Source organism: Streptomyces sp. NBC_01288 (genome assembly GCF_035982055.1).
Taxonomy (GTDB): Bacteria; Actinomycetota; Actinomycetes; order Streptomycetales; family Streptomycetaceae; genus Streptomyces.
This window is the reverse complement of the sequence record NZ_CP108427.1, coordinates 4,642,336-4,668,254: the sequence shown is the minus strand read 5'-3', so window position 1 is coordinate 4,668,254 and position 25,919 is coordinate 4,642,336. Positions and strand designations below refer to the sequence as shown.

The following is a 25,919-nucleotide window of genomic DNA, read 5'->3' as shown; positions in this document are numbered from 1 at the left end:
CCGGGGCAGGCGGTGCTCCATGGGCTGTCAGGACGAGGTCCAGCAGGTCGGTCGTGCCATGCAGTTGCTTGCGTGTGGAACCCCCTGGGCCGGAGGCTCGTGCGACCCGGCCCAGGGGGTGGCTGCGGGGAGGGGAGTGCGCAGGGCCTGCCAGGGGCGGAGCGCTGGTCAGACGGCTCGGCTGAGTGCCTGGAACTGGGCGTCGGTCAAGGTGATCTGTGCGGCCCGGGTGTTCTCCTCCAGGTGGGCCACGCGGGAGGTGCCGGGGATGGGGAGCAGTACCGGGGAGCGCCGCAGCAGCCAGGCCAGGGCCAGCTGGGAGGGGCTCGCGCCGTGCTCCTTGGCGAGCGTGTCCAACGGGCCGCCCGGGCGCGCGAGCCGGCCGGTGGCCATCGGGAACCACGGGATGAAGCCCAGGTTTTCCCGCTCGGCGTACTCCAGGACGTCCTCGGCACCGCGATCGGCCAGGTTGTACAGATTCTGCACGGAGACGATGTCCGCGATCGTCCGGGCTTCCTCGATCTGCTCCACGGTCACCTCTGACAGGCCGATGTGCCGGATCTTGCCCTCCTGCTGCAGCAGGAGCAGCTCACCGACCTGGTCGGCCAGCGGGACCTTGGGGTCGACGCGGTGCAGCTGGTAGAGGTCGATCCGCTCCACGCCCAGGTGGCGCAGGCTCAGTTCGGTCTGCTGCCGTAGGTACTCGGGGTGGCCGAGCGCGCGCCAGTCGCCCGGGCCCGAGCGGGAGAGCCCGCCCTTGGTCGCGATCACCAGGTGCTCGGAGTACGGGTGCAGGGCCTTGCGGATGAGCTGCTCGCTGACGAACGGGCCGTAGGAGTCGGCGGTGTCGATGAAGTTCACGCCCAGCTCGGCGGCCCGGCGCAGCACGCGCACGGCCTCCTCGGGGTCCTCGGGGTCGCCCCACACTCCGGGGCCCGTCAACTGCATCGTGCCGTAGCCGAGCCGGTTGACGGGCAGGTCGCCGCCGAGGCGGTAGACCCCGGAGGAGTCGGCGGGGCGTGCGGTGTCCTGTGTCATGGTCTGCCTTCTTGATCGGATACGGGTTCGTCCAAGACTTCGGGCGGGGTGCCGACGCTCGCGCGGGTCGGCTACGTTCACGCGGCCCTCGACTCGGGGCGTGGGATGTCACGCTGGTGTTCGGTCAGGCCGCCCCAGATTCCGTACGGCTGACGGGTGCTCAGCGCGAACGCGGCGCACCTGTCGAGGACCGGGCAGGCCCGGCAGACTTCTACGGCGCGCTGTTCGCGCCTGCGCCGGCGGTGGCCGCGTTCGCCGGGAGGCGAGAAGAACACGGCCGATGCCATGCCCTGGCAGGCGGCGTCTGCCTGCCATTGCCAGGCGTCGAGCAGGGGGACGAGGGGACTGGCGTTCATGGTTGATTTCTTCTCCGCGGAAATAGGAGTGGCGGGCGGGGCGGGTGGTACGCGGGCGGGCGGGAGTTGGCAATGGCCGGGCTCCCGCCCGCCCGCGTGACGACTACGAATCGAGGAACTCGACGAGCGCCGCGTTGACCTGGTCCGCGTGGGTCCACAGCAGCCCGTGAGGGGCGTCGTCGATCTCGACGTACTGCGCGTCGGGCACCGCCTTGGTGAACTGGCGGCCGGTGGCGTCGATCGGCAGGATCCGGTCGGCGGTGCCCTGAAGGATGAGCGCCGGTACGTCGATCTTCGCGATGTCGGCGCGCATGTCGGTGTGCCAGCTGGGCACCACGGCCGAGGACGCGAACGGCGACATGCGCGTGGCGGTGACCCAACTGCCGCGCACCGCCTGCTCGCTGATGCGGGTGCCGAGGTTCACGTCGAGGTTGTAGAAGTCGTCGAAGAAGCTGGTGAACCAGGCGTACCGGTCCTTCTCCGCGGCGGAGACGATCCCGTCGAACACGGCGGCGGGCAGCCCGGTGGGGTTGTCGGGGGTCTGCAGCAGGAACGGTTCGATGGGTGCCAGGAACGCGACCTTGCGCAGGTTGTCGGTGCCATGGGTGCCGATGTAGCGGCCTATCTCGCCGGTACCCATCGAGAAGCCGACCAGGGCGACGTCCTTGAGCCGCAGCACGTCGAGCAGTACGTCGAGGTCGTTGGCGAAGGTGTCGAAGTCGTAGCCGGTGGTGGGCTGGCTGGACTGGCCGAAGCCCCGGCGGTCGTAGGTGATGACACGGTGTCCGGCCTTGAGGAGCGCCGGGATCTGCAGCTCCCAGGACTTGCCGTCGAGCGGGTAGCCGTGGATCAGCACGACGGGCGAGCCCTCGCCGTGGTCCTCGTAGTACAGGTCGACGTCGGTGGTGTTTTCCTTGGCGACGGTGATGTAGGGCATGGCTTCGCTTCCTGTGTGGGTGGAGAAAGATGAGGGGAGGGGAGGGGTGCCGGTTCAGCGGCGGCGCAGGGCCTGGACCGCGAAGGCGGCGACCTCGTGGTCCTGCGCGGGTGATCCGCCGCCGGCTCCGAGCGCCCCGACGACGACCCCGCGGGCGTCGGTGATCGGGACGCCGCCGGCGACGAAGGCCAGCGGGAGCGTGGTGGCGGTCTGGATCGAGGACAGCGGGGCGCCGGACTGCACGGCGGGGGCCAGGTCCGCGGTCGCGGCGCCGAAGTACACGGAGGTGCGGGCCTTGGCCCGGGAGGTGTCGATGGAGGCGAGCGCCGCGCCGTCCATCCGGGTCACCAGCACGGTGTTGCCGCCGCCGTCGAGGACCGTGAAGGTGTACGGGACCCCGAGCTCAGTGGCCTTGTGGACGCCTGCGGCGGTGGCCGTGGCCGCGTCGTCCAGGGTGAGGATGACGGGCGAGATCTGCGTGATGGGCATGGCCGTTCCTCTTCAGGTGGTGCCTCTTCAGGTCGTGCCGGGTGGTGTCACTTCTCCTGGTAGGGGGCGGCCTTGGCGAGGTCGGGGCGGGTGACGGGGTGGCCGTCGATGGTCTGGTAGGTGGCGGCGGAGCGGCCGAGGGTGTCGAGGAGGGTGGCGGGGCCGGCGAAGGGCTTGCCGCCGATGTGCCAGCCGTCGGTGTGGAGTTCCTCGATGAGGACCCAGACGATCTCGCGGAAGGCCTCGGATCCCTCGAACTTGACCATGACCTCGGTGAGGGCGGCGGCCATGTCGTGCTTCTCCTGGGTGGTGAACACTCCGTCGACGAGCTTGACGTTGACGAACGGCATGGGGTGCTCCTTGGGTCGGGATGCGTCGTCCCTGCCGAGCGGCGGGGACAACTGAAGCGTCGCCCCGGGGCCCCGCACGCCGCACCAGTCATCCGACCTGACTGCGAAGGGTCTTTGCGTGGCGCCGCCCTCGGGTCAGAGCCGCGCGGCCTACGGCGACACCCCCGCACCCGGTGCGCCGGGTACCGGTGACGAGCGCACCGGGCCGCTGCCCGTACCCGCCCAGTTGGGACCGGGTCGGTGAAACCCGGGTCGGATGACTCATGCCCCGCCGTGGGGCGGCGACGAGCATGGACATAGGGACGGCACAGCCGCCGAATCCCTCACCGTCCGCCCACCATCTCTCACCGATGAAACGAGAAACCCCATGTCCGAGAAAACCAACAAGCAGCTGGTCGCGGAGGCGTTCGACGCCTGGGCCGCCGGTACTGGCGGAGTGTTCGACCTGCTGGCCGAGGACGCCGACTGGACCATCGTCGGCAACAGCGTCGCCTCCGGCACCTACCCCACCCGCGAGGCGTTCATCAGCACGGTCATCGCCCCGTTCAACGCCCGGATGAGCAGCCCGCTGGTGCCGTCCGTCCGCGCGCTGTACGCCGACGGAGACACCGTGGTCGCCCTGTTCGACGCGAGCGCGACGGTGCGGGACGGGTCGCGCTACGACAACACCTACGCCTGGTTCCTGACGATGCGTGACCAGCGGATCGTGAGCGCTGTCGCGTTCTTCGACAGCGTCGAGTTCAACGACTTCTGGGCCCGGGTCCAGCCCGCCTGACCCCCGCCGCCACACCCCACCCCTTGACCGCCCCTCCGAAGATCGGAAGTGCACGCCATGTTCATCGTGATCCTGGACTACACCGCGCCGCTCGAAGAGATCGACCGCCACCTGGAGGCCCACAACGCCTGGCTGGAGGAGAACTACGCGGCCGGCCACTTTCTCGCCTCGGGCCGCCAGGACCCCAGGACGGGCGGCGTCGTCCTGGCCCGGGCCGCCGACCGCGGGGCACTGGGCCGCGTCCTGGCCCTGGACCCGTTCGGCATCGCCGAGGTGGCCACGCACACGGTCATCGACTGGCGCCCCTCACGCGCGAGCGCCGAGGCCCAGTGGCTGCTGCAGCCGTGATCCCCGCGGCGACGACATCCGTGGGCTCTGCCGGGCTCAGCACCCCGCGCGCCCACCGGCGGGTGCCGCACGCAGGGCACGACCTTCCCAAGGAGAACCCCGCCGCTTTCACGGCAGCGGTCCTCGACCCGGCGAGCCCGGTGACCCCGGCGCGAGCGGCCCGCCACCAGCTCCACCGCCCCGCGTGACGGTGCCCACCACCCCGACCCACCGAAAGACAGTGACCATGCGCGCAGCCGTGCTCAGACAATTCGCCACCCCGCTGGAACTGGCCGACATCGCCACACCGGTGCCCGGCGCCGGCCAGGTCCTGGTCAGGATCGCCGCCAGCGGCGTGAACCCCCTGGACACCAAGATCCGCGCCGGGCAGGCCGCGCACGCCCGTGCTGTCCTGCCCGCGGTGCTGGGCCTGGACCTGGCAGGCACGGTCGAGGAGGTCGGGCCACAGGTGACCGGCTTCGCCGTCGGCGACGAGGTGTATGGGCTGAGCGGCGGCGTCGGCGACCTCCAGGGATCACTGGCGCAGTACGCCGCCGCCGACGCCCGCCTGCTCACCCACAAGCCCGCCGCTCTGACCATGCGGCAGGCCGCGGCGCTGCCGCTGTCGGTCGTCACCGCATGGGAGGGACTCGTGGACCGGGCCAAGGTCGGCGCCGGGCACAAGGTCCTGGTACATGGCGGAGCAGGCGGCATCGGCCACGTCGCGGTGCAGATCGCCCGTGCCCGCGGCGCCGAGGTCTTCGCCACCGCCTCGGCTGCCCACGCCGAGACCGTCCGTGGGCTCGGCGCCACCGCGATCGACTACGCCACCACCGAGGTGGAAGAGTACGTCGCCGCCCACACCGGCGGCGAGGGCTTCGACATCGTCTTCGACACCGTCGGAGGCGCCGTCCTCGACAACTCCTTTGCCGCGGTGCGCACTTACACCGGCCACGTCCTGAGCGCCCTGGGCTGGGGCAGCCACAGCCTGGCCCCGCTCTCCTTCCGCGGCGCCACCTACTCCGGGGTCTTCACCCTGCTGCCCATGCTCACCGGCAAGGGCCGCGAGCACCACGGCGAGATCCTGCGCGAAGCCGCCGCCCTGGCCGACGCGGGCCTGCTCAAGCCACTGCTGGACCCCCGCCGCTACGCCCTGGACACGGTCGCCCAGGCCCACGCGGCCGTCGAGGACGGCTCGGCCCACGCCAAGATCGTCGTCGACATCGACGCCTGACCCGACGGCAAGGAGCCCGGCAGCGCGACCATCGCGCCGCCGGGCTCCTTGCCGTTCAGCGCCTACTGCGGCGCGCGCCCGGGCTCCCTCGCCGTACCAGTCACCCGACCCGGCTGTTCTCCCTGGCTACGGAAACCTCGGATCATCGTGCTGCTCGCCCAGCGCGGTGAGCGCGTCGCGCAGGCCGGCGCGCGCGGTGACGCCGAGCTTGGGGAACACGTTGTACAGATGCCCGCTGACGGTGCGCGCGGACAGGTGCAGCCGTTCCCCGATCGCCTTGTTCGTCAGTCCCGATGCCGCGAGCGTGGCGATCTGCAGCTCCTGCGGGGTGAGTTGGACCTGGCTCACGTCGGCCGGGCGGCGCGACAGGCCGGTGGCGCTCATCTCGTTCCTGGCGCGCTCGGCCCACGGCGCGGCCCGCAGCGGGTCGAACAGCGCCAGTGCCGCGACCAGGTGCACGCGCGACTCGACGGTGGCCCGCTCCCGGCGCAGCTGCTCGCCGTACGCCAGCAGCACCCGCGCACGCTCGAAGGGCCACAGCTCCTCGGGCGCCGCCACAAGGGCCCGCTCGAAGTGGGCGTTCGCCGCCTCTCCCTCGGACACCAGCCCCTGGGCCCCCGCCACGAGCAGCGCCCAGCGGGAGGAGATCTTCGCGATGCCCATGCGCAGCATCGCGTCGACGAACCCCCGGGCCTGTTCGGTGCGGCCGGTCCGTACGGCCGCCTCGACCAGGTCGTAGGCCACGAACAGTTGCAGTTGCTGGGCGGTGCCGCCTTCCACGCCGTGCGGGCTGACCCTGACCGCCTCGGTGTACGCGGTTTCGTAGTCGCCGCGGCCGATGGCGGCGAGCGTCCGCACCCGGTACACGTGCTGCGGCACGATGAAGGCCTGGCGCGGGAGCGACCAGGACAGCATCCACTCCAGCGGCTCCTCCGCCACGTCCTGTTGGCCCAGTGCGGCGGCGGCCAGGGCCTTGCTGTACTTCAGGTACCAGACGAACTCCAGGTATCCGTAGGCCTCGACAAGTTCCAGGCCCTCCTCGGCGAAGCGCATCGTGTCGTCCCAGCGCCCGGCCAGGTAGCTCTCCCCGCACAACAGCATCAGCGCGTTGGTCACCGAGGCGACGGCACCCGCCTGCCTGCCTTCGCGCCACACCCGCAGGAGCGGTTCGCGCAGGTCGGCGAGGCGGTCGACGTCGTTGGCGACGTAGGCGACACGGATGATCTGCCCGGGGTCGCGCTCGGTGGCCAGGGCGGCGATCTGCCGGTCGAGGGTGGCCAGTGCCTCGGGCGAGGCGGTGGCGGGGTTGGTGGCGATCTCGGAGCGGATCAGCACGGACTCGGGCAGCAGGTCGCGGTACCGCTCCACCAGCTCGCGGTAGGAGTCCCACATCTCCTTGCGCCCGTTGAGGGCGACGGTCAGCGACAGGATCCAGATCGCCGAGTTGACCTCCTCCGCGGCGGGCTCGACGTCCGGGGCCCGCAGCGCGGCGCTGATCACCCGGTACGCGGAGATGACGTCCCCGTCGGAGTACAGCAGCAGTGAGGCCGCCGCGGAGGCGGCGGCCAGCGAGCCCACGCCCGCGTGCACCCGCCGGGCATCGCTCAGCAGGCTCGACACCGACCGCAGGTCGCCCAGGACCTCTGCGGCGAAGTACGCGGTCGCCGCCAGCCGCTGCGAGCGCTGCTGGAGGTCCGGACTCAGGTCCGCCGAGCGGGTCATCGCCGCCACCGCGGCCGTCGGGTCCCCGCGCTTGAGGGCCTGGATCGCCTCGCGTTGCAGCAGGCTGGCCACCTCCTCGTCGGGGCCGAAGGAGGCGTCCGCCAGGTGCCAGGCCCGGTGCCCCGGATCCAGCGCCCGGCCCTTGGCGAGCGCCCGGTGGGCTCTGCGCCGGGCCTCGGGCCCGGCCAGTTCGACCACCGCGGAGCGCACCAGCGGGTGGCGGAAGACCACCGTGTGCTGCCGGTCGACCACGACGATGCGTTCGTGTTCGGCGATATCCAGCTGGGCCGCGGCACCGGAGCCCACCACACCCTCGTCGGACAGCGCCCGACCCGAACCGTCCAGAGCCAGCAGCAACAGCAGGTCCCGGGTCTCGGGCGCGAGTGCGGAGATGCGGGAGGTGAACGTCCGACTGAGCCGCTCGGTCAACGGCAGTACGGCGGGCAGGGCATCGGCGGTCGGGTACCGGTCCGGGGTCAGCGTGGCCGGCAGCTCGACCAGGGCGAGCGGGTTCCCCTGCGCCTCGGTGACGATGCGCCGGCGCACGGGCCCGGCCAGATCCGGGTAGCGCCCGATCAGCAGCGACTCGGCCGCCGCATCGTCGAGGGAGCGGACGGTGAGGCTGCTCCCGTCAGCGGCCGGCGGCTGCCCGGTGGTGCGGACCGCCGTCAGGACACGCACCGCGGTGTCGGCCACCCGTCGGGCCACGAACGCCAGCACGTCGGCGCTCACGTCGTCGAGCCACTGGGTGTCGTCGACGAGGACCACCAGCGGTTGATCCTGCGCGGCGAGCAGGAGCAGCGACAGTGTTGCCGTCGCGATCAGGAGGCGCGAGGGAGTCGGACCGTCGCCGAAGCCCAGTGCCACCCGCAGGGCGCTCTCGTGGGACGAGTCGAGCCGAGGGAACATCGGAGCCAGCGGCACCAGGAGTTGGTTGAGCCCCGCGAACGCGATGTTGGCCTCGAACTCGGCCCCGGCCGCCCGCAGCGTCCGCATGCCGTTCTCCAGGGCAAGATCGGCGGCTGCGTCGAGCAATGCGGACTTGCCCACTCCGGGTTCGCCGAAGAGTGTGAGCGAGCCGCCCGACTTACCGGTGTCCTCGACGACGGCCTTGATGAGGTCCAGCTCGCCGGCACGTCCCGTCAGGCCGGACGCGGCCCGGCGGTGTTCGGGCCTTTCCCGCTCCGCGGTCATCGGGATGGCTCCTCTTGCCGTGTGAAACCTGCTGTCGGTCACCTCACGGAAGCGCAAGGAGGTTGCGTAAGCGCACCGTGCGCAGGTCCTGGACGAGACGCGACCAGGGCGCCTCGCCGTCGCGACCGCTGCATGACCATCCGCCGTGTTCGAAATCCCCCTTGGTTGTGCCAACCCTATGCGACGGCGCGCCGCACAGTCCTTCTGTCCGCGGGGTCGGGGAAGCGGGTGATTTGGCCCAAGCAGTGTCCGGTAGGTCCTGAACCGCCTGACGCATGCCCCGGCCAACGGGGTCGTCCGAAGGTCCCAGCGACCGAGACTGGTCTTTCCTCAAGACCCTGCATCGTGGACGGGCCATCACGGGAACCGTGACCGAGATCGCTGAAATGGGGGCCTCTCTGGAGCGACCTGCGGGACATCCGGCATGTGTGCGAAGGGGTTGTCGAAGGCCGACAATCTCGGTGAACCTGCTTCCCGTCACCAGCAAGGGCCCTCCCGGTGGCCGGCCGGTGGCCGGACGCCTTTGGACGGCGCGGCATCAGGCGGTACGGGTCAACCTGCCACGCATGCTCTGATCAGGCACAACGTCACCACGCGGCACGACGAATCACAGGACGACACGATCGCTCATGGTCTCGTAATGCGTAGGTCTCGGGTTCGAATCCCGAAGGCGGCTCTGTGGTGAACCCCAGGTCAGGACTCTGACCTGGGGTTTCTTGTTTCGGGTGACCTTGGAATCTCGGCAAATCGGGCACTGTCTGTCTGTGCATCGTAATGCGTAGGTCGGGGGTTTGGTTTCTGTGACGAGATTGACGAGCTAACGCTCTGACCTGGCCATTTCCTTGCCTTCAGCGGACGGGTCATGCTGGTGCAAAGGGTCCCGGTGGACAAGCGGTGGACAGCCGTGCGTGACCCTCCATCAGGGGGCACTTGCGGCCCCTGGGCGATGGGCGAAATCCGCTGGTCTCCGATGGGGCGATGGGTGTCGTCGGGACTGTCCGGTCCGGACAGATGTCCCGCCCGGGTCAGGTCCTGGCGATGATTGGCCGTGAGTGCAGGTATTGGCCCATCGGAGCAAGGGCATTGACTGCGCCGGTGCATGCGGGAGCGGCGTCCTGTTTCAGAGTGAGATCAGCCCTTCAGATTCGGTGCTCTCCGCGCGCTGGGTCCCAAGACACGTGGTCCGGCAGGGCGCGGCGGAGCTCCCTGGTCATCTACAAGTCGAAGTCCCGGGCCTCGTCCGTACGAAGGCTGCCCGGCCGGACGGCGGGTGTGGTGAGAACCCGGGCGGAATCCTCCCGATCGGCGGCCTGGTGGGGCAACTGGAGCTCGGCGCCGATCAGTTCACGACTGTGCTGGTCGAACCTGAGCTCGTTGGGGGTGTCCGCAGCCAGGCTGACTGCCGAAGGTGTCGCGCAGGAACCGCCCACGTTCCTCGACGTTTGCGTACATCGCGATGCGCACACGGAAGTCCCGGAAGTCCAAACACGGGGTGATGTGCAGTGGATCGGCTGTCACCGTCGTGGTCCAGTCGTCGTCGAGGGTGAGTCTCATGGGGAGTGTCGCCTCATCCCCAGCGCCTTCACGGCACGGAAACGCCCCGTGTCGAACTCGGTCACCAGTTTCCGTAGTCGTCGACCATGGTGGCGATGAGGCCGAGCAGGGCATCGGCCCGGTGCCGGTCCTCTTGTTGGTTGCGCAGGGCTTCATCGGCCGCCCGGAGGCGGGCAAGGGCTGCCGGTTCGCCGTCCACCAGGTCATCGACCAGCGGCGTACTGACCAGGTCCAGGCACTCGGTGAGCAGTCGGCGGGTGGTGTCGGACGGCAGGTGGGGATCGGGGTCGGCTAGCCCGGGGGTCAAGTACCGGGCGGGGTCGGTCAGGCTCCAGCCGACGACTGCGCCCTGCTGGACAAGGAGTGCTACGTCTGGGGCGATGCCGATGCGGGCCTCCAGCGGCTCGTCGAGGACGTCGAGGTCGCGCAGACAGGTCAGCACGGCATCGCCGGGGGCGCGGCACAGAACCGTGCACATCTCGTGCCGGAAGTTCTTGACCTCGTCCGCACGGAGCCCGCCCGGGCGTACCGCGGGCATGACGGGAAGGCGGGCGGCGTCCTCGGCTGAGGCGGACTCCTCCGGCATCCGGAGTTCGGCCCCGACCAGCTGTCGGCCGCTCGGGTCGAAGCGGAACACGTCAGGGAGGTCCCAGAGCCAGTCCTGGCTGCCGAACGTGTCCGCGAGGAACTTTTCTCGTTCCACCCTGTCCGTATAAGGGGAAATGATCAAGAAAGTACCCAGGAGCCGGGGAACGAGGTGGAGTGGTTCGTCAGTCACGGTCGCCCACCAGCCGCCGTTGAACTTCAGTTTCGTCGTCATCACTGCCTCATCTGATCCGCACTGCCGGAGGCTGGAAGCCGCCGTCCTTGGCGGGAATCGTGCCCTTCACGATGGCCTCGTCAGTCACCGGCGCACCGGGGTCCGTGAGCTTGCCGCCGAGCGCGTTGGCCCCGGAGTGGCCCTTGATGCCCGACGGTCCGTACGCCGTGATGGCCTGGCCCTGGGTGTTGCCGGGGCCGTCGATCACCACGATGTCGTCGCCCTGTCTGAAGGTGAATGTCCCGGCCATGCCCGTCGAGTGGTAGACGGCGTCAGGGTTCTTCAGGATCTCGATGACCCGTTCGTCAGTGAAGGCGTGTCGGGTGTCCCCGTGGTAGTCGAAACGCTTCTTGAACTCCCCGTTGTTCGCCCTGTCGATGATGCCGTCCACGATCTTGTCGATCCGCTTCTGGGCCCGCTCCTCCCTCGTGTATTTGGGCATGAGCCCCAGCGGGTCGCACCCGCTGTGCGGGTTGTCCACGTACGCGAGGGGATTCGGGGCGGGAGCGAGGCCGAGGGGGTCGGGGGAGGTGTAGCGGCCGGTCTCGGGGTCGTAGTGGCGGAAGCAGTTGTAGTGGAGGCCGGTCTCGGGGTCGTAGTACTGGCCAGGGAAACGCAGTGGGGTGTATGCGTGGGCGTCACGGGGCCAGGCCGTGGTGCCCCAGAGCGTGCTCCGGGTGCGCCAGGCGATGTCGCCCGTGTCGTCGATGAGTTCGGTCGGTGTGCCGACGAGGTCCGTGGCGATGGCGAAGAACCTGCGGTCGATCTCCTCCTGGCGGTCGTCGGCCGTGAGGATGCGCTCGGTCTGGGCCAGGGGGACGACGTCACGGTGGTCCCAGGTGAGGGCGACCGTGTGCGGGACGTCCGGCTGGTGGCTGGTCTGTTCGCACAGGGTCAGGCCGTCCCAGGTGAACCGGACCTCCTCGACCACGCTCTCGCTGTCGGCCGTCAGGCGCTGTTTCGCGGTGCGGCGGCCGAGCGGGTCGTAGCGGTATCTCCACCGGGTGCCGTCGGGGGTGGTCACGGAGGTGAGGCGGTTCTCCGTGTCCCATGTGTAGCGCCAGGTGTCCGGCTTGCGGGAGAGGCGGGTCTTCTGCCGTAGGACGACCCGGCCGAGGGCATCATGTTCGAAGCGGACGTCTCCGGCGCGGGTGAGGGTGGTGCCGGTGTAGGCGCGCGATCCGGTGGCCTCGCCGCCGGGGTGGCCGGAGGGCCAGGACGCGGAGGTGTGGTTGCCGGCGTCGTCGTAGGCGTACCGCTCCGTCCATCCCTGGGCGTGGACGGCGGTGACTCGGCCCACGCGGTCGAGATCGAAGGTGCGGGCGCCCGACAACCGGTCCACGACAGAGGTCAAGTGGCCGTCGGCGCGGTAGGAGTAGGCGCGGCTGTTGACGTCGCGGTCCCCGGCGGTGATCTGCTGCGTGGCGAGCCGTCCGGCTTCGTCCCAGGCCGAGGTCATGGTGATCGCGTCGCCGAAGACGCGGGCGAGCTCCCGGCCGGCGGCGTCGTGTGTGAAGTCGATCCGGTGATCGCCGCTGGTCAGGCGGTCGGGTAGTCCATCGGCGCCGTAGGAGTAGGAGGTGACGTGACCGGTGGGCGTGGTGCGGTGCGCGCGGCGGCCGAGGACGTCGTAGGCGTAGAGGATGGCGCGGCCGTCGACCAGTTCGGCCTTGGTGAGTCCGCGACGGTCGTACTGGTACCGGAGTTCGCTGTCCGGTCCGGCCGCCTCGACCAGGCGTCCTGCCCTGTCGTAGACGTAGTTCGTCACGTGGCCGTCGACGTCCTTGCGGACCACCTGGCCGAGCTGGTCGCGCTCGAACGCGATGGTCCCGCCGGGCGCGTCGACGCGGGCGGAGAGCCGGCCCGCGGCGTCCACGCGGTAGGCGAGGGTGCGGCCGTCGAAGTCGGTCTCGGAGACGACGTCGCCGGCGGCGTCGTACTCGTAGGTCCAGGTCAGCCCTTGCGGGTTGATGACGCGGGTGAGGCGCAGTTCGGCGTCGTGTTCGAACTCGTAGCGGGCGCCGTCGGGTCGGGTGCGGGCGAGGGGCAGGTCGAAGTGGGTGTACTCGAAGCGGGAGACGCCGCCGGAGGCGTCGGTGTGGGTGAGCTGGTTGCCCTCGCCGTCGTAGGTCCACGACTCCGTCGCGCCGTCGGGGCCCGCGCGGCGGGCGAGTTGTCCGTCGGCGTCCCATGCCAGGCGCGTGACTTCTCCCGTCGGGTTGGTGATGCGGATCGGGCGGCCGAGGGCGTCGCGCTCCGTGCGGGTGGTGGCGCCGGCCGGGTCGGTCACCTCCACGGGCAGCCCTGCCGCGTCGCACACCACGCGTGTCGTGGCGCCGAGGGCGTTGGTGAGCGAGGTGAGCCGGCCGGCGTGGTCGTAGGTGTAACGGGTGGTGGAGCCGGCCTGGTCGGTGACCGCCGTGCGGTTGCCACGTTCGTCGAACTCGTGGAGCGTGCGGGCGCCGTCCGGCCCGACGACCTCCACCGGCAGACCGAACGGGCCGCGCACGGTGCGCAGTTCGCTTCCGTCGGGGCGGGTGACGGAGACGACCCGACCGTCCTCGTCGTAGGAGAAGGCGGTGGTGAGACCCAGCGGGTCGGTGCGGGTCAGGAGGTTGCCGCGCCGGTCGTGGGTGAACCGGGTGGTGTGGCCGAGCGGGTCGGCGACGGCCAGGAGACGGCAGCCGGGGCCGAACAGGTAGCGGGTCGCGTGCCCATCGGCGGTGGTGAGCGTGGTGGTGCGGTGGCCCGTCCCGGGGGCGGGTTCGGTGTAGGCCAGGGTGATCTGGACGTGGCCGGCCTCGCCGCCCTCCGCCACGACGCGGTCGTGGTCGTCGTAGACGTAGTCGTAGCGGCTCGCGTTGGAGTCGATCCAGGCGATGACGCGGCGGCGGTCGTCGTAGACGAAGGTGGTGGTGGCACCTGACGGCTTGGTGACCGTGGTGAGGTTGCCGTCCTGATAGCCGTAGCTCATCAGGGGCAGATCCGCGCCGCCCTCGCCCGCGCCGGCCAGGGACAGGGCGGTGACCAGGCCGTCGGCGACGGACAGCTTCACCTGGTGGCCCGCCGAGTGGACCAGCGCCAGCGGCAGGCCGTCTTCGCCGCGGTCGACGGTGATCGTGTGGCCGTTGCGTTCGGTGATGTCCGACAGCCAGGCCTCGCCGTCGCCTCCCGGTTCGCTGCCGGACGGGGCGGTGAAGTGGAAGGCGAGTCCGCTGTCGGGGTCGGTGACCGTGTAGTCACCGTCGGCGTCCCGGGCCAGCAGGGCGCGGGACCTGCCCGAATCCGGCGTGGTGGGCGCGCCGGGGGCCGGGTGCGGGTACGGGATCAGGAGGCCGTCGGCGGTGACGTGGACGACGCCGATGGCGTCGATCTGCAGGTGCTCGTCGACGGTGGATGTCCAGGCGGGCCCCAGGAAGCGGCCGACCGCGCAACCGGACTCGGTGCGGCGGGTGAAGACCAGTGGCAGGACACCGGGGAGTTCGACGTCGGTCTGGGGCAGGTACATCCGGCCCGTGGCGAGGTCCACCGGGTCGCCGCCGGCTTTGCGCTCGCCGTCCGGGGTGCTGTGAGCACCGTCCGGGGCGTCGTCGATCGGCTTGCGCGCCCGTGCGAGGTCCTCGGCCCCCTTCGCCCCGTTCTCCGCGAGCCGGGCGCCGTCGACAGCGGCCTCCTCGGCCCCAGCCTCCGGGATGAGGAACTGGGGAGCGAGTTCGCCACCGACCCCGCCGGGGTCCTGGAGGAAGGAGTTCCAGAGGTTGTCGGCGGTCTGGGTGGGGTGGGTGACGAGGTTGACGGCGCCGCCGAGGAGGTCCAGCTTGGCCTGGAGCGCTTCGTACGGATGCGTGATCGCGTACGGATCGAGCGGGTTCGCGTTGCGGGCCAGGTTGTTCAGGTCACCGAGCCCGCGCATGAAACCGCCGAAGAAACGCATGTCCTCCGTCTTGGCGGCATCCCAGGCGTCGACACCGTCGAGTTTGAGCTGGCTCAGGGCCGACGGCTCACTGGGGGCGTGCTGCAGGGCGAGCCTGATGCGGTCGGCGGCCTCCGCGGCCAGGTGGGTGCGCTGCCGCCGAGCGGCGGTCAGGATCTGCTCGGCCGCGTGCTTGGCCTCGTCGCCGGGGTCCTGCTCCGACGGCCTCGGGCCGGGTGTCTCCTTGCCCAGTTCGACAGCGCGGTTGTACGTCTCCACCTTCTGCCGGTGGGTGTCCGAGGCGGACTTTCCCTCGCGATACCGCGCCACGGCCTCCTGCGCCTGGACCTGCGCCCATTCCACCGTGTGCGCGAAGTTTTCCAGGGCCGAGGCAGCCTCCCCGCACGCCTCGGCGGCCTGGCCCCATTTGACCGGGTGCGTCGCGAATTTCTGCCGGAAGGTGTTGGCGGCCTCGCCCTTCCAGCCCGACGAGTCGAGGTTCCGCATGCCCGTCGCCACGGCGCCGAAAGCCTGCGCGAAGTGCTGGAAATGCCCCGCGTTCTCGCGGAGCATCGACGGGTTGCCGTGGATGAGTTCCTTCGGGTCCTCGGTCTCGCCCAGTTGCTGCTCGTCAACGTGCGCGCCCAATTTGGACGCGGTCTTGTCACCCCAGTCGTCGACTTTGTCGGCCGCGTCGTGCGCACCAACGTAGTCGAGCGCGTCGCCCACACCATGGGCGCCCTCGTCGATGTAGTGGCCCGCCGTCCGCTTGGCGTCGTCGTACCCGGACTTGACTGACCCCACGACACTGTCGAACCCGCTCTTGAACCCGTCCGTGAGCGACATCAGCTGCCGTCCCCGCCCTGCGGCCGCGGCCCCAGCAGCTTCTCCAAGTCGGCGTCGCGTGCCTGGTCATCCACCCCGGTGATGCCCGCGACGGCCGATGTGACCGGGTCCCCCGGGATGCCCTCGGTCGTCGCGACGTCCCAGAGCATCCCCCTGCCCGTCTCCTTCGCGGAGTGCACCAGGTTGTCGCGGTCCTTCTCGCCGTAACCCGTCGTCAGCGCGGAATGGTTGATCTGGTCCAGGCTCTCCTGCGCCACCTTGTCGTTGGCGGCGAAGGGATCTCCGACGACGGAGTTGTAGGCGACCTTCAGGGATCCCTTCACGTACTCGTCCGTCTGGTGGAAGGTGCCGGCCGAGAGCCCCATCGCCTCCGCGAACGCGTTGCCCTCGTCCATCAGCCCGCGCACTCCCCACTGCCACCGCTCGCAGAAGGTGTGCAGCATCGCGCCCAGTTGGTCGTCGCCGACGTCCTTGCCGTCCATCTCCAGGCTGGTGAAGCCGCGACCCGCGCCCGCCCACCCCTTCATCGTCCCCAGCGAATCCAGCTCGCTCAGAGCCTTGTTGATGCCCTCCGCGATCAACTCCAGCCCCTGCACCCGCAGATCCGGCTGACCGCCCCCGTCCGGCGTCGTCATTACCGTCCCCCCGTCGGTCGTCCGGCCTCGGCACCCGAGTCCATATCCCACACGTCACTCATACGTGTTCCGGTTTCGCTTCCGGTGCTCCAGCGTCGATGTCCGGCCGGTCCACGGCGACCGCCTCCGGCACGATTCCGACCACCGGCGGCAGCACCAATCCCTGCTCGCCGTCTCCGGCGTCTATCAGCACCCCGCACGGCAGCCCGGCCTCGGCCACCGCCGGTACACCGGCGTCCAGCACCGCGGCGCCCCACACCGCCCGGTACCGCCACGGCCGGTCGCTCTCCCCGCGAGCTCTCGCATACCGCGCGAGCGCGGCCTCGTCGCTGAACGCGAGCAGCCACCGCGCCCCGTGCGTCTCCACCGTCAGAGCGGCGCCGTTCTCTCCGTACGGAACGAGGACGTGACGGCGACGGAACTCGCCGATTCTCACCATGACTTCGCGTCGGTGCGCGCGGAGTCGAGCGGCCTGTTCCGGAGAGAGCGGCACCTCTGACCGGGCAGCCTGCGGTGCGGCTGCGGCTGCGGCTGCGGCTGCGGCTGAGGGTGTGGATTCCGGACTGGCCGGTACCTTGCCGGTCGCCGTGGTCGCCACCACTGAGGTTGACTTCGCGATAGCGAACTTGCTGCTGTCCGAGGGTGGTCGTGGTACAGGGAGGACCTCGGCAGGAGGCGCCGATGCGTGGCTCGCGTACAGAAGGGTCTGTTCCGCGATGTCCGCAAGCGCCGACCTGGGCGACTGGGTCTCGGTCTCGTTCGTTGCCCTCGCCGATTCCGTCGGCTCCCCGCCGCCCACAGCGTCTTCCCCCAACCGGAAATGTCTTGTTCGACTGCGGATATTTTCGACCAGTGAACAAAGTGTCATGTTCACACGCGCGGACTGATGCAGGCAACGTCTATCGGATCAGCAACATGCAAAGCATGGGTCAACTGTCCGAGTTGGCAAGGGAATCGACGCTGGTGCACGACATGGAACGAGCCGAGGCGGAGGCGCGATAGCAGGCTGGGCAGAACGGGGTGGACGTGGCTGCAACGATGCCGGTCGTGGCTTTGATCATGGTGAGTGAGGGCGGTGGTCGGCTGACGGTCGAGGTCTCGGCGTGGGAGTACGGTCAGGACTCCGGCGAGTCGGGTGGTCCGTCGTGATGACCAAGCGATATGGCCACGCTGGGGTGGGTTGTCAGTTGTCGACAAGAGCCTTTGCGCTGAATTACGGTGCGGGTCGGTAGCCCCTCGATGGTCGGTTGCTCCGCCCTTGCGACGTGGGCGCGACCCCGTCCGGTGGACAGCCGGTGGACAGACGCCTTTGGACGGTGCATCACGGGGTGGCATCGACCAACCTGTTGCACGTGCTCTGATCAGGAAAAACATCACTCGGCAGCATGAGCAGGCACCACGCAACACGATCACTCATGGTCTCGTAATGCGTAGGTCTCGGGTTCGAATCCCGAAGGCGGCTCTGTGGAAGCCTCAGGACTCACTCGCCGTGACCTGGGGCTTTTGCTTTGCTCGGGGTGGGTTGCGGCGTGGCGAGTCGGACGGCTCGGACGACGTGGACTTGAGCTGAAGCCTGATCCAGGTTCGCCTCGTGAAGCAGTCAGCGCCTGAGTCCACCACCCCCCGTACCGCCCAGGCGCAAGTCGCCTTGCCGCGGAAGTGGGCCGGGCATCGATCTACCGCTCCGAGGACGGAGCAGATCTCCAATGTGACTGGTGTGACGGACTGTCAACACTGAATAATTACCGGACTTGGGGGGATCCGGGTGGGTTGCCTCCTGCGCGTCTTCTGTTCCGGAGGTACGTCTGTATGCCCAGTTCGCGCACAATCGGAGCCGCACAGCGTGGCAGTGGCGGCTCTGCGGGTGACAGTGACCCCGCCCTCGGCCGGTTGAAGGTCGTTCTGGACAGCTGGCGCAGTTCGTTGCTGGACCTGGGTGGGCGCAACCGCCTGCTGAACTTCCGCCATATGAGGACCGGCACCCTGGCGGTCACGGCTCCTGACGTCTCCGCGGTGCTCGCCGGGCTCGTTCGAGGCTGGTCCTTCGCTCCTGTGGAGGACGTGGAGGACGTGGAGGACGTGGAGGACGTGGAGGACGTGGAGGACGTCGAACCCGCGCAGGGTGACGACGAGGGGGCTGCCGCGGACAGTGAGGTGTTCTACGAGTACGACACCGTCCCCGTCCCCGTTCCCGTCCCCGTCTCCGCAGGCCGTCGTACCGATCGCACCTCCGGCCTGGTGACGCAGAAGACCACGCAGACGAGTCTGGACGCGTCGCTCTACCAGCTGCGCCAGAAATCCGGCCAGATGTACAACGACTACGGTCTGTGGGTCCTCTGGCTGGGTGTCGGCATGCTGGACTGGCGGGAGGCGGGTGCGGAGGAGACGAGTTCCGCTCCGCTGCTGCTCGTACCCGTGGAACTTCGCAGGGACGGCCGGGGACAGACACGTCTCCACTTGGCGGAGGAGCAGGACCGGATCCACAACCCCGCGCTCGCGGTCAAGCTCGAACGGATGGGCGTCGACTGGACCCCGGTGGCCGACTGCGACGTGACCGACCCCGGTGCCGTTCTCGCGGCCGCCCGGCAGGTCGCCGGGACGCAGGACCGCTGGTCGGTCGACGAGCGTGTGGTGCTCGGTCTGTTCGCCTCGCACAAGGAGGCCATGTACCAGGACCTCCAGCAGAACGAAGAGCGCATCCTCGCTCATCCGCTGGTCCGGGCCGTCGGCCTCGGACCCGACGCGGGGTTGCCCGACGACCTGATCGGCTTCGAGCCGCCGGAGCTCGATCGCATCGACGAGATCCAGCTGCCCGAACGGACCCCACTCGTGCTGGACGCGGATTCCTCGCAGCGGCAGTGCATCGCGGCTGCGGTGGACGGCCGTTCCTTCGTGATGAGCGGTCCGCCCGGTACCGGTAAGAGCCAGACGATCACCAACATGATCGCCGCGCTCATGCACGCCGGCCGTTCCGTTCTGTTCGTCAGTGAGAAGGCCGCGGCCCTCGATGTGGTCCGCAACAGGCTTCGCGGCGTCGGCCTCGGCGACTTCGTGATGGCCCTCCACAGCGGCGACACCAGTAAGAGGTCCGTGGCGACGGAGCTCGAACGGGTGCTCACCACCGAAGTGCGGATCACCGGCGCGGCCGAGCACGAACTCGACCGGGCCCGTCGGCTGCGCGAGGAACTCTCCGCCTACGCGGCGGCGATGAACCAGACCCGTGAACCGCTCGGCCGTACTCTCCACGATGTCCTGGGGTGCCTGGTTCTCCTGGAGCGGGCCGACACTCCGCCGCTGACTCTCGGCGCCAGGAGCACGGGCACGGTGAGACGGCTTGCCGCCGGGCAGTTTCAGGGAATTCTGGAGGCAGCGGGCACCATCGGCCGGGCCTGGCGGCCGGCAGCGGAGGGCGAGGCGTTCGTCTGGCGCGGCCTGAAGGGGGACTCCGCCGCCGCCTCGGTGCCGGCCGAGGCCGCGGACGCGCTCGCGGACCTGCGGACGGCCGCTGAGCGTCGCCCGTTCGGGGCGACGACTCCCGAACCGCGCACGGTGCACGACGTACGGCAGGCCGTACGGATCCTGGAAGCGGGCCTGCCCGGCCGGGATCCGGCCGCGGCAGTTGGTACCGGTCTGCCGGACGATCCCTCCGGAAGCCTCGCGCAACTGGCCGAGTTGTTCGGACTGTCCAAGCCGGAGAACGCCGAGGCCGCGTTCGGCCTTCTGGAGCTCGCCGATCTGGCCTCCGCGCCGGTGCGGCCGCCTGCCCGATGGTTCGACGCCGAAGGCTTGGGCGAGGCGCATCGAGCTGCCGAGGAGATTCGGGAGGCGCTCGCCGCTCGCGAGGCCGCCCGTACGGCAGCGGCGGATGTCTTCGGCGAACAGGTACTGGCGGCCGAAGGGCTGGCCGCGCTGGCCGATAGGTTCGCCGAGCAGTACCGGGGTGTGTTCGCGCGCATGTCCGGCCCGTATCGGAAGGACCGCGACACGGTGGCTGGGCTCACTCGTGTCGGTGTTTGGGACAAGACCCTGCCGCAGCGCTTGAACGATGCCCTGGCGTGGCAGACCACCGCGGCCGAGGTCGCGCGGCTGGTGGCCCGCCACGAGACGGTCCTGGGCGGCTACGTCCCTCGTGACGAGGGCGAACTGGCCTCTCTGGACGCGGTGTTGGCCGTAGCGGACCGTATCGCGGCACTCGCCCACGGAGTCGCGGACCGGGATCTCCTCACCGCCCGCCTGGCGGACGGCACCGAGGTCGACCCGATGCCGGGGCTGCTGGCCCGCGGCATCCGGGGCGCGTTGGCGGGTTGGTGCGACACGGCGACGCGTCGTGCCGCACGCTGGGCGGAGTCCTCGACCGCGCTGAACGACCTCTTCGAGGAACCTCGCCAGGTTCAGTTGTCCTTCGCCCTGTTCGGTACGTTCGATCAGGCCCAGCAGGCCGTCGACGAGCTTCGGGCCGATCCGCGGGGCCCGGAGGAATGGCGGGCGTACCGCTCCGGACTGGATGTTCTGGCACGTCACGGCGTCGACGAACTCGTCCCCCGCGCTGTCGAACGAGGCGTCCTGCCCGAGCAGTTGGGTGCGGTCGTGGAGCAGGCGGTGCTCAAGTGCTGGGCGGACGACCTCCTGGCCACGGACGGCCGACTGACCACGAGCCGCTCCGCTGACCTGGACGCTCGTGTGGCGGACTTCAAGGAGGCCGACCGACGACTGGTCGCTGCCGCGAGCGGGGCCGTGATCGAGGCGTGCAACAAACGCCGACCACGCCGGTTCAGCGGTGGAGCGGCTCTGGTGATCAAGAAGCAGGCGGAGCTGAAACGTCGCCACATGCCGGTGCGGGAACTGCTCGGCCGCACCCGTGACGTCGTCCGGCTGATCAAGCCGTGCTTCATGATGAGCCCACTGACGGTCAGTCAACTCCTGCCCGCGGACTATCACTTCGACGTGGTGATCTTCGACGAGGCATCACAGGTCCGCCCGGCCGACGCCATCAACTGTGTGTACCGTGCGGACTCCCTTGTCGTGGCCGGTGACGAGAAGCAGCTGCCGCCCACATCCTTCTTCGACTCGTCGGTCGAGGACGACTCCGCCCAGTACGACGAGGACGTTCCCGACAGCTTCGAGTCCCTGCTGCATGCCTGCAAGGCGGGAGCCCTGCGCGAACTGTCCCTGCGCTGGCACTACCGCAGCCGCCACGAGGACCTGATCACCTTCAGCAACAGGTCCTTCTACGGCAACTCCATGGTGACCTTCCCGGGAGCACTGGACCTCGGCGACGACATCGGCGTCGAGTTCTTCCCCACACAGGGCGTCTACGACCGTGGTGGCCGGCGGGACAACCGTAGGGAGGCGGAGTTCGTCGCCGGACGGGTCATCCACCACTTCGACACGCGCCCCGATCGCACCCTCGGCGTCGTCGCGCTGTCCCAGGCCCAGGCGGCAGCCATCGACCAGGCCGTCCAGCAGGCCCGGCTGCTCCGACCCGACCTGGACCCCTGCTTCACCGAGGACCGGCTCGACGGGTTCTTCGTCAAGAACCTCGAATCCGTCCAGGGCGACGAACGCGACGTCATGATCATGTCCATCGGCTACGGCCCCGACGAGCACGGCAAGTTCGGCACGAACTTCGGGCCCATCAACAAGGAGGGCGGCTGGCGGCGCCTCAACGTTGCCGTCACCCGGGCGCGATTCCGCATGGAGGTCGTCGCGTCCTTCCGCGGCGGTGGCCTGGCGGACAGCCCGAACGAGAGCGTTCAGCACCTCAAGCGGTATCTGGAGTACGCCGAGAACGGTCCCGCCGTCCTCGCGCAGGACGTGATCCAGGCCGATGCCGAGCCGGACAGCCCCTTCGAGGAGTCGGTGCTACAGGTGCTGCGCGACTGGGGCTACCGGGTACAGCCGCAGGTCGGTGTCGCCGGATACCGCATCGACATCGGCGTGCGTCATCCGGAGTTCCCCGGCGCCTACGCGCTCGGCATCGAGTGCGACGGTGCGATGTACCACTCGTCGAGGACGGCCCGCGACCGCGACCGACTGCGTGAAGAGGTGCTCGCCGGGCTGGGCTGGCGGCTGCACCGAATCTGGGGCACCGACTGGTACCGCGGGCGGGCCGCCGCCGAGCTGAGGCTGCGTGAGGCGGTCGAGTTGGCGGTCGAGAGGGGACCGATGTCGGACTCCGCGCCGGCGCGGCAGGGGACGCGCTCGGCGGTGGTCACCGAGGGCGACGAAGGGAAGATCGCCTCGGACCCCAGGCTGCTTCCGCTGCTCACCGACGTGCCCGTCTCACCCGGTGCTTCGGAACCGCAGCACGGGTTGCCGCCAACTGGCCTGGCGTCCACGGACCATGAGCGCGTTCCCGTCGACACGGAGCCCGACCGGCCGTGGAGCTCCCTGTACGAGACGGGCGAGATGACCGTGTCCTCGCCGCACGAACTGCACACCCCGGAGGCCAGGCCGGCTCTGCGCACGCTGCTGACCAGGGTCATCGGGATCGAGGGCCCCATCCACGAGGAACTGCTGGTGCAGCGCGCCCGGGAGGCGTGGGGCGTGGCCAGGGCGGGCAACAGGATCCGCGACAACGTACGGGAAGTGGTGCGCGGTCTCGTCCGCTCGGGGAAGGTCACCGTCGACGACCTGTTCCTTGACGTGGCAGGACGAGAGGAACTGGAGGCCCGCGTTCCCGGAGAGGGCGACATCGTCCGCAAGGCCGCGCACATTGCTCCGGCCGAGCGGCAACTGGCCCTCTGCGAACTCGCGGCGGAGTGTCCGGGCATGTCGCGGGACGAACTGGTCCGGCACACAGGCGAGTTCTTCGGCTGGCGTCGCATGGGCCGGGACATCCGCGGCTTCCTGGATCTCGACATCGAGGAACTGCGCCGACATGGCAGGCTGAGAGAGGTGGACGGGCAGATCACGGTGGTTGGATGACGGAAAACGGACGGACTGAGCCCCGTCGTCTTCCGGTGAACGGTCGACTCCCAGCGCGTCTCGCGCAGACGTCAGTTCCGCCGCCAGAGATAGGCGGTGTGGTCCATCCCGACGGTCGCGACGAGCCGGGGGTCACGGCTGAAGGCGAGGGCGGTGACGGGTGCGTTCGCGTCCAGGGGGCGGCCGAGGGGACGGGGCCGTTCCGGATCTTCCACATTCCACAGTCGTACGACGTGATCGACGCCGATCGCCGCGAGAAGGCGACCGTCGGCGCTGAAGGCGAGGGTCGATGCCCGGCCGTTCTCCGCCGCGAACGGCGGGCCCGCGCGGCGCGGTTCGGCGGCGGAGATGTCCCAGAGGCACAGCATGCCGTCGTCGGCGGCGGTGGCGAGGATCGTTCCGTCCGGCGAGAACTGGGCCGCGCGGGCGCCTTGTGGGATCTGGCCGTTCGAGGTGGGTTGCCCTCCGCGGGTGTCGCCGGGGGTGACACTCAGCAGCTGGGTGAAGTGGGTCGCGTCGGACACCGCGAGCATCACTCCGGACTGGCCTACATGGATCGCTCGGACCTCGTTGCGTGGCTTGTTGATCGACCAGATGCGTTGCCCGGTGTCGGTCCGCAGCCCGCGGACGTCCTGGCCGTCCGCGATCACGAGTGTCCGGCCGTCGGGGCCGATCCCCAGAGGCGCTCTACTCTTCACGCCGCGCCCTCCGGGGGCGACCCGTTCAGGATGCTCCGGTTCCGTCACATCCCAACTGTCCAGTCCCTTCGGCGAGATCGTCAGCAGCAGATGGCCGTCCTTCGGCGAGAACGCGAGTACGTCGGCGCCCAGGTCGGTCCAGAGCCGTCCGTTGTCGACCAGCCGCCACTGCTCGATCCCGACCTCCCGCCCTGGTCCATCGTGCGACCACGGAACCGGCAGTATCTTCTGCGCGAAGGTGGCCATGAGGCAGGTCAGCACCATGGCGAAGGCGGTCAGGAACACGGAGAACCCGCCGACGGCAGGGCGGGGTTCTTCACGAGGGAGGCGACGCTGTCCGGGTACCGATTCTGGAGGCAACGGCCGTGCTCCCAGCGCCAGTACGAACCGCCCCGCGCTCCGCTTCCCGGCCGAAGCGGGCGACGGCTCCGCTGCCAGCGCCCGGATCAATCTCCCGCCCCGGCTGTCAGCGCGCGGCATCGGACCTCCCGCTTGTCGGCACATCGTCACCCTCGTGCGGGGCGGACCACACGGGTTCACCTACCGTCGGGTTGCCGTCGTGCAACGGGACGAGCTGGAACAGCTTGGCGACGATCAGCGGTGTGGCGACCCCGGCCGCCAACGCGGCTGCCTCGCTGTCGAGATATCCGGACGCCCCCAGCGCCGCCGCGAGTCCGCACCCCGCGAACAGCCGCAGCCCGATCGCCACCAGCAGCACGGGCCGGTCGGCCTTGCTGTGCCACGGCCAGCGCCATCGATGGTGCGGACCGCTCGGGCGCATGGACGCGGAGAGATTCAGCGCCTCGGCGACACCACTTCCCAGCAGTCCCCACAGCGCGGCTTGCAAGCCAGTCACGAGGGAACGGTAGCGGAGAGTGACGTGTGGACTGCGTACGGCGCCGCAGTGGCTGTCCGGACGGGGTTCTGAAGGTGCGTCGCTTTTGTCGGCAGCCACCTGTTTCCGGAGATCCAGGCAATCTGGTTGTGGCGTGCGATGCGTGCACCTGGGCTGAATTCAGGTACGGAGCTCGGGACAGAACCTGGGCCACCACCGGTCTCTTCGAGGTACGGAGCGTTGGATCGCGCCTTCGCCACCACGGGGTCGCATCGTCGACGGTGACGAGCCTTGCGGATTCCGCCCTTGCGGCACCGATCGTCGATGCCCTCAACCAGATCTCCGCCCTCGCCACCGTCCCCCTCAGCATCCATGATCTCCGTGGTCGCCGCGTGGCGAACTATCCGCGGAAACACTTGGTGGCGCTGACCGACCGGACTTCGCGTGCCGACCTTCTGAGCGGTGCGCACAGCTTGTGGTACGAGTACACCTGCCTACAGCTTCACCAATCACTGGCGGATTTGGACGAGGCTCTGACACCGGTTCCTGAGCCGGTCAGGATCGCGGTCGGCGCGGAACTGGAAACGGAAGCAGGACAGTTGACCGAGGCGCTCGCCGATTTCTCGGGGGAAGCACACCTGCCCGAGACGGAGGGTCGGCGTGAATGGGACTTCGGCCATCCGTTCGTGACGTATGACGGCGGCGTGGAAACGCTGGGTCGTGAAACCCGCGAGCAGTTGGATCTCCTCGAAGAGGGGATCACCACGGAAGAGCGCGAGAAGGCCATCGCGGACCTACGGGTGCTCGCCACCGCCTGCTCTCGGTTCTCTGGCGAGTCGGTCATGCTGGACCACGCCTACCCGAGGATTTTTGCCGAACCGTACGATGCAGACGGCTACTACTTGTCGATCCACGCACCGGAACCAGGCGACGGCAGCGACGATTCCTGGGACATCGACATCAGCCGCTGGCAACCCGACGACCCCAACGAGTCGTACGAGGAATGCAGCAGCGCGACGGGTGGGACGGTGCTTCGCTGTGCGCTGCCCGCGGCGCCGACCGCCGATGAGATCGTCGATCTGCTGAATCGGGTCGACCGAGAGCCGGACTTGCTCATCAAGTGGGCCGAGACGAGTGTCGGAGAGTTGGTCGCGGGACACTTCGTCGTGACCAAGCGCTACGACGACTGAAATCCGGCCCCGCATCAAGTCACCGTCGACCGGGGCGCGTTAAGCCGGCGCTGAGCCGCTCGGTTTCGACCATCCGGTC

Annotated in this window: 17 protein-coding genes; 5 read left to right on the top strand and 12 right to left on the bottom strand. The window is 69.5% G+C overall.

Annotated features, from left to right (window positions below):
* Nucleotides 1-168 precede the first annotated feature (168 nt).
* The 5 genes from OG194_RS20675 to OG194_RS20655 all read right to left on the bottom strand — a co-directional run bounded on the left by OG194_RS20675 (nt 169) and on the right by OG194_RS20655 (nt 3,170).
* Entirely contained in the window at nt 169-1,038 is an 870-nt protein-coding gene (locus tag OG194_RS20675; protein ID WP_327402300.1) for an aldo/keto reductase, read from the bottom strand.
* A 77-nt stretch (nt 1,039-1,115) separates the two neighbouring features.
* The gene (locus tag OG194_RS20670) at nt 1,116-1,394 is read right to left on the bottom strand and encodes a WhiB family transcriptional regulator (RefSeq protein WP_327402299.1); all 279 of its coding nucleotides are present in this window, start codon (nt 1,392-1,394) and stop codon (nt 1,116-1,118) included.
* Between the two features lie 103 nt (nt 1,395-1,497).
* Nucleotides 1,498-2,331 (bottom strand): alpha/beta fold hydrolase, encoded by an 834-nt coding sequence (locus OG194_RS20665; protein ID WP_327402298.1) that lies wholly within the window; start codon nt 2,329-2,331, stop codon nt 1,498-1,500.
* Between the two features lie 54 nt (nt 2,332-2,385).
* Nucleotides 2,386-2,820 (bottom strand): GlcG/HbpS family heme-binding protein, encoded by a 435-nt coding sequence (locus OG194_RS20660; RefSeq protein WP_327402297.1) that lies wholly within the window; start codon nt 2,818-2,820, stop codon nt 2,386-2,388.
* Nucleotides 2,821-2,867: 47 nt separating this feature from the next.
* Nucleotides 2,868-3,170: a tautomerase family protein gene (locus OG194_RS20655; protein WP_019064730.1), complete on the bottom strand. Its 303-nt coding sequence runs from the start codon at nt 3,168-3,170 to the stop codon at nt 2,868-2,870.
* Nucleotides 3,171-3,537: 367 nt separating this feature from the next.
* On the opposite strand from OG194_RS20655, the gene OG194_RS20650 reads away from it, so the two are divergent.
* The 3 genes from OG194_RS20650 to OG194_RS20640 all read left to right on the top strand — a co-directional run bounded on the left by OG194_RS20650 (nt 3,538) and on the right by OG194_RS20640 (nt 5,506).
* Entirely contained in the window at nt 3,538-3,945 is a 408-nt protein-coding gene (locus OG194_RS20650; RefSeq protein WP_327402296.1) for a nuclear transport factor 2 family protein, read from the top strand.
* A gap of 57 nt (nt 3,946-4,002) precedes the next feature.
* Nucleotides 4,003-4,293, top strand: coding sequence for a YciI family protein (locus OG194_RS20645; protein WP_327402295.1), 291 nt, complete (start codon nt 4,003-4,005; stop codon nt 4,291-4,293).
* A gap of 238 nt (nt 4,294-4,531) precedes the next feature.
* Entirely contained in the window at nt 4,532-5,506 is a 975-nt protein-coding gene (locus tag OG194_RS20640) for a zinc-dependent alcohol dehydrogenase family protein (RefSeq protein WP_327402294.1), read from the top strand.
* Between the two features lie 126 nt (nt 5,507-5,632).
* On the opposite strand, the gene OG194_RS20635 is transcribed toward OG194_RS20640, so the two are convergent.
* The 5 genes from OG194_RS20635 to OG194_RS20615 form a co-directional block, all read right to left on the bottom strand.
* The gene (locus OG194_RS20635) at nt 5,633-8,422 is read right to left on the bottom strand and encodes a helix-turn-helix transcriptional regulator (protein ID WP_327402293.1); all 2,790 of its coding nucleotides are present in this window, start codon (nt 8,420-8,422) and stop codon (nt 5,633-5,635) included.
* Nucleotides 8,423-10,037: 1,615 nt separating this feature from the next.
* Nucleotides 10,038-10,679: a hypothetical protein gene (locus tag OG194_RS20630; protein WP_327402292.1), complete on the bottom strand. Its 642-nt coding sequence runs from the start codon at nt 10,677-10,679 to the stop codon at nt 10,038-10,040.
* Nucleotides 10,680-10,803: 124 nt separating this feature from the next.
* Nucleotides 10,804-15,555, bottom strand: a complete 4,752-nt coding sequence (locus OG194_RS20625; protein WP_327402291.1) for a putative T7SS-secreted protein — start codon at nt 15,553-15,555, stop codon at nt 10,804-10,806.
* Complete coding sequence (locus tag OG194_RS20620; protein WP_327402290.1) at nt 15,555-16,190, bottom strand: hypothetical protein; 636 nt, start codon at nt 16,188-16,190, stop codon at nt 15,555-15,557. The genes OG194_RS20625 and OG194_RS20620 overlap by 1 nt, the downstream gene beginning before the upstream one ends.
* A gap of 58 nt (nt 16,191-16,248) precedes the next feature.
* On the bottom strand, nt 16,249-16,629 hold the full coding sequence (locus tag OG194_RS20615; protein ID WP_327402289.1) for an SseB family protein: 381 nt from the start codon (nt 16,627-16,629) through the stop codon (nt 16,249-16,251).
* Nucleotides 16,630-18,080: 1,451 nt separating this feature from the next.
* Between OG194_RS20615 and OG194_RS20610 the strand changes: the two genes are divergently transcribed.
* Nucleotides 18,081-23,117 (top strand): DUF3320 domain-containing protein, encoded by a 5,037-nt coding sequence (locus OG194_RS20610; RefSeq protein WP_327402288.1) that lies wholly within the window; start codon nt 18,081-18,083, stop codon nt 23,115-23,117.
* 71 nt (nt 23,118-23,188) lie between these two features.
* On the opposite strand, the gene OG194_RS20605 is transcribed toward OG194_RS20610, so the two are convergent.
* Together OG194_RS20605 and OG194_RS20600 are read right to left on the bottom strand one after the other, a co-directional pair.
* Nucleotides 23,189-24,100 carry a WD40 repeat domain-containing protein gene (locus OG194_RS20605; RefSeq protein WP_327402287.1) on the bottom strand — a complete coding sequence of 304 codons (912 nt, stop codon included), beginning with the start codon at nt 24,098-24,100 and terminating at the stop codon, nt 23,189-23,191.
* Between the two features lie 181 nt (nt 24,101-24,281).
* Nucleotides 24,282-24,671, bottom strand: a complete 390-nt coding sequence (locus tag OG194_RS20600; RefSeq protein ID WP_327402286.1) for a hypothetical protein — start codon at nt 24,669-24,671, stop codon at nt 24,282-24,284.
* Nucleotides 24,672-24,931: 260 nt separating this feature from the next.
* On the opposite strand from OG194_RS20600, the gene OG194_RS20595 reads away from it, so the two are divergent.
* Nucleotides 24,932-25,840 (top strand): hypothetical protein, encoded by a 909-nt coding sequence (locus OG194_RS20595; protein ID WP_327402285.1) that lies wholly within the window; start codon nt 24,932-24,934, stop codon nt 25,838-25,840.
* Nucleotides 25,841-25,919: the final 79 nt, after the last annotated feature.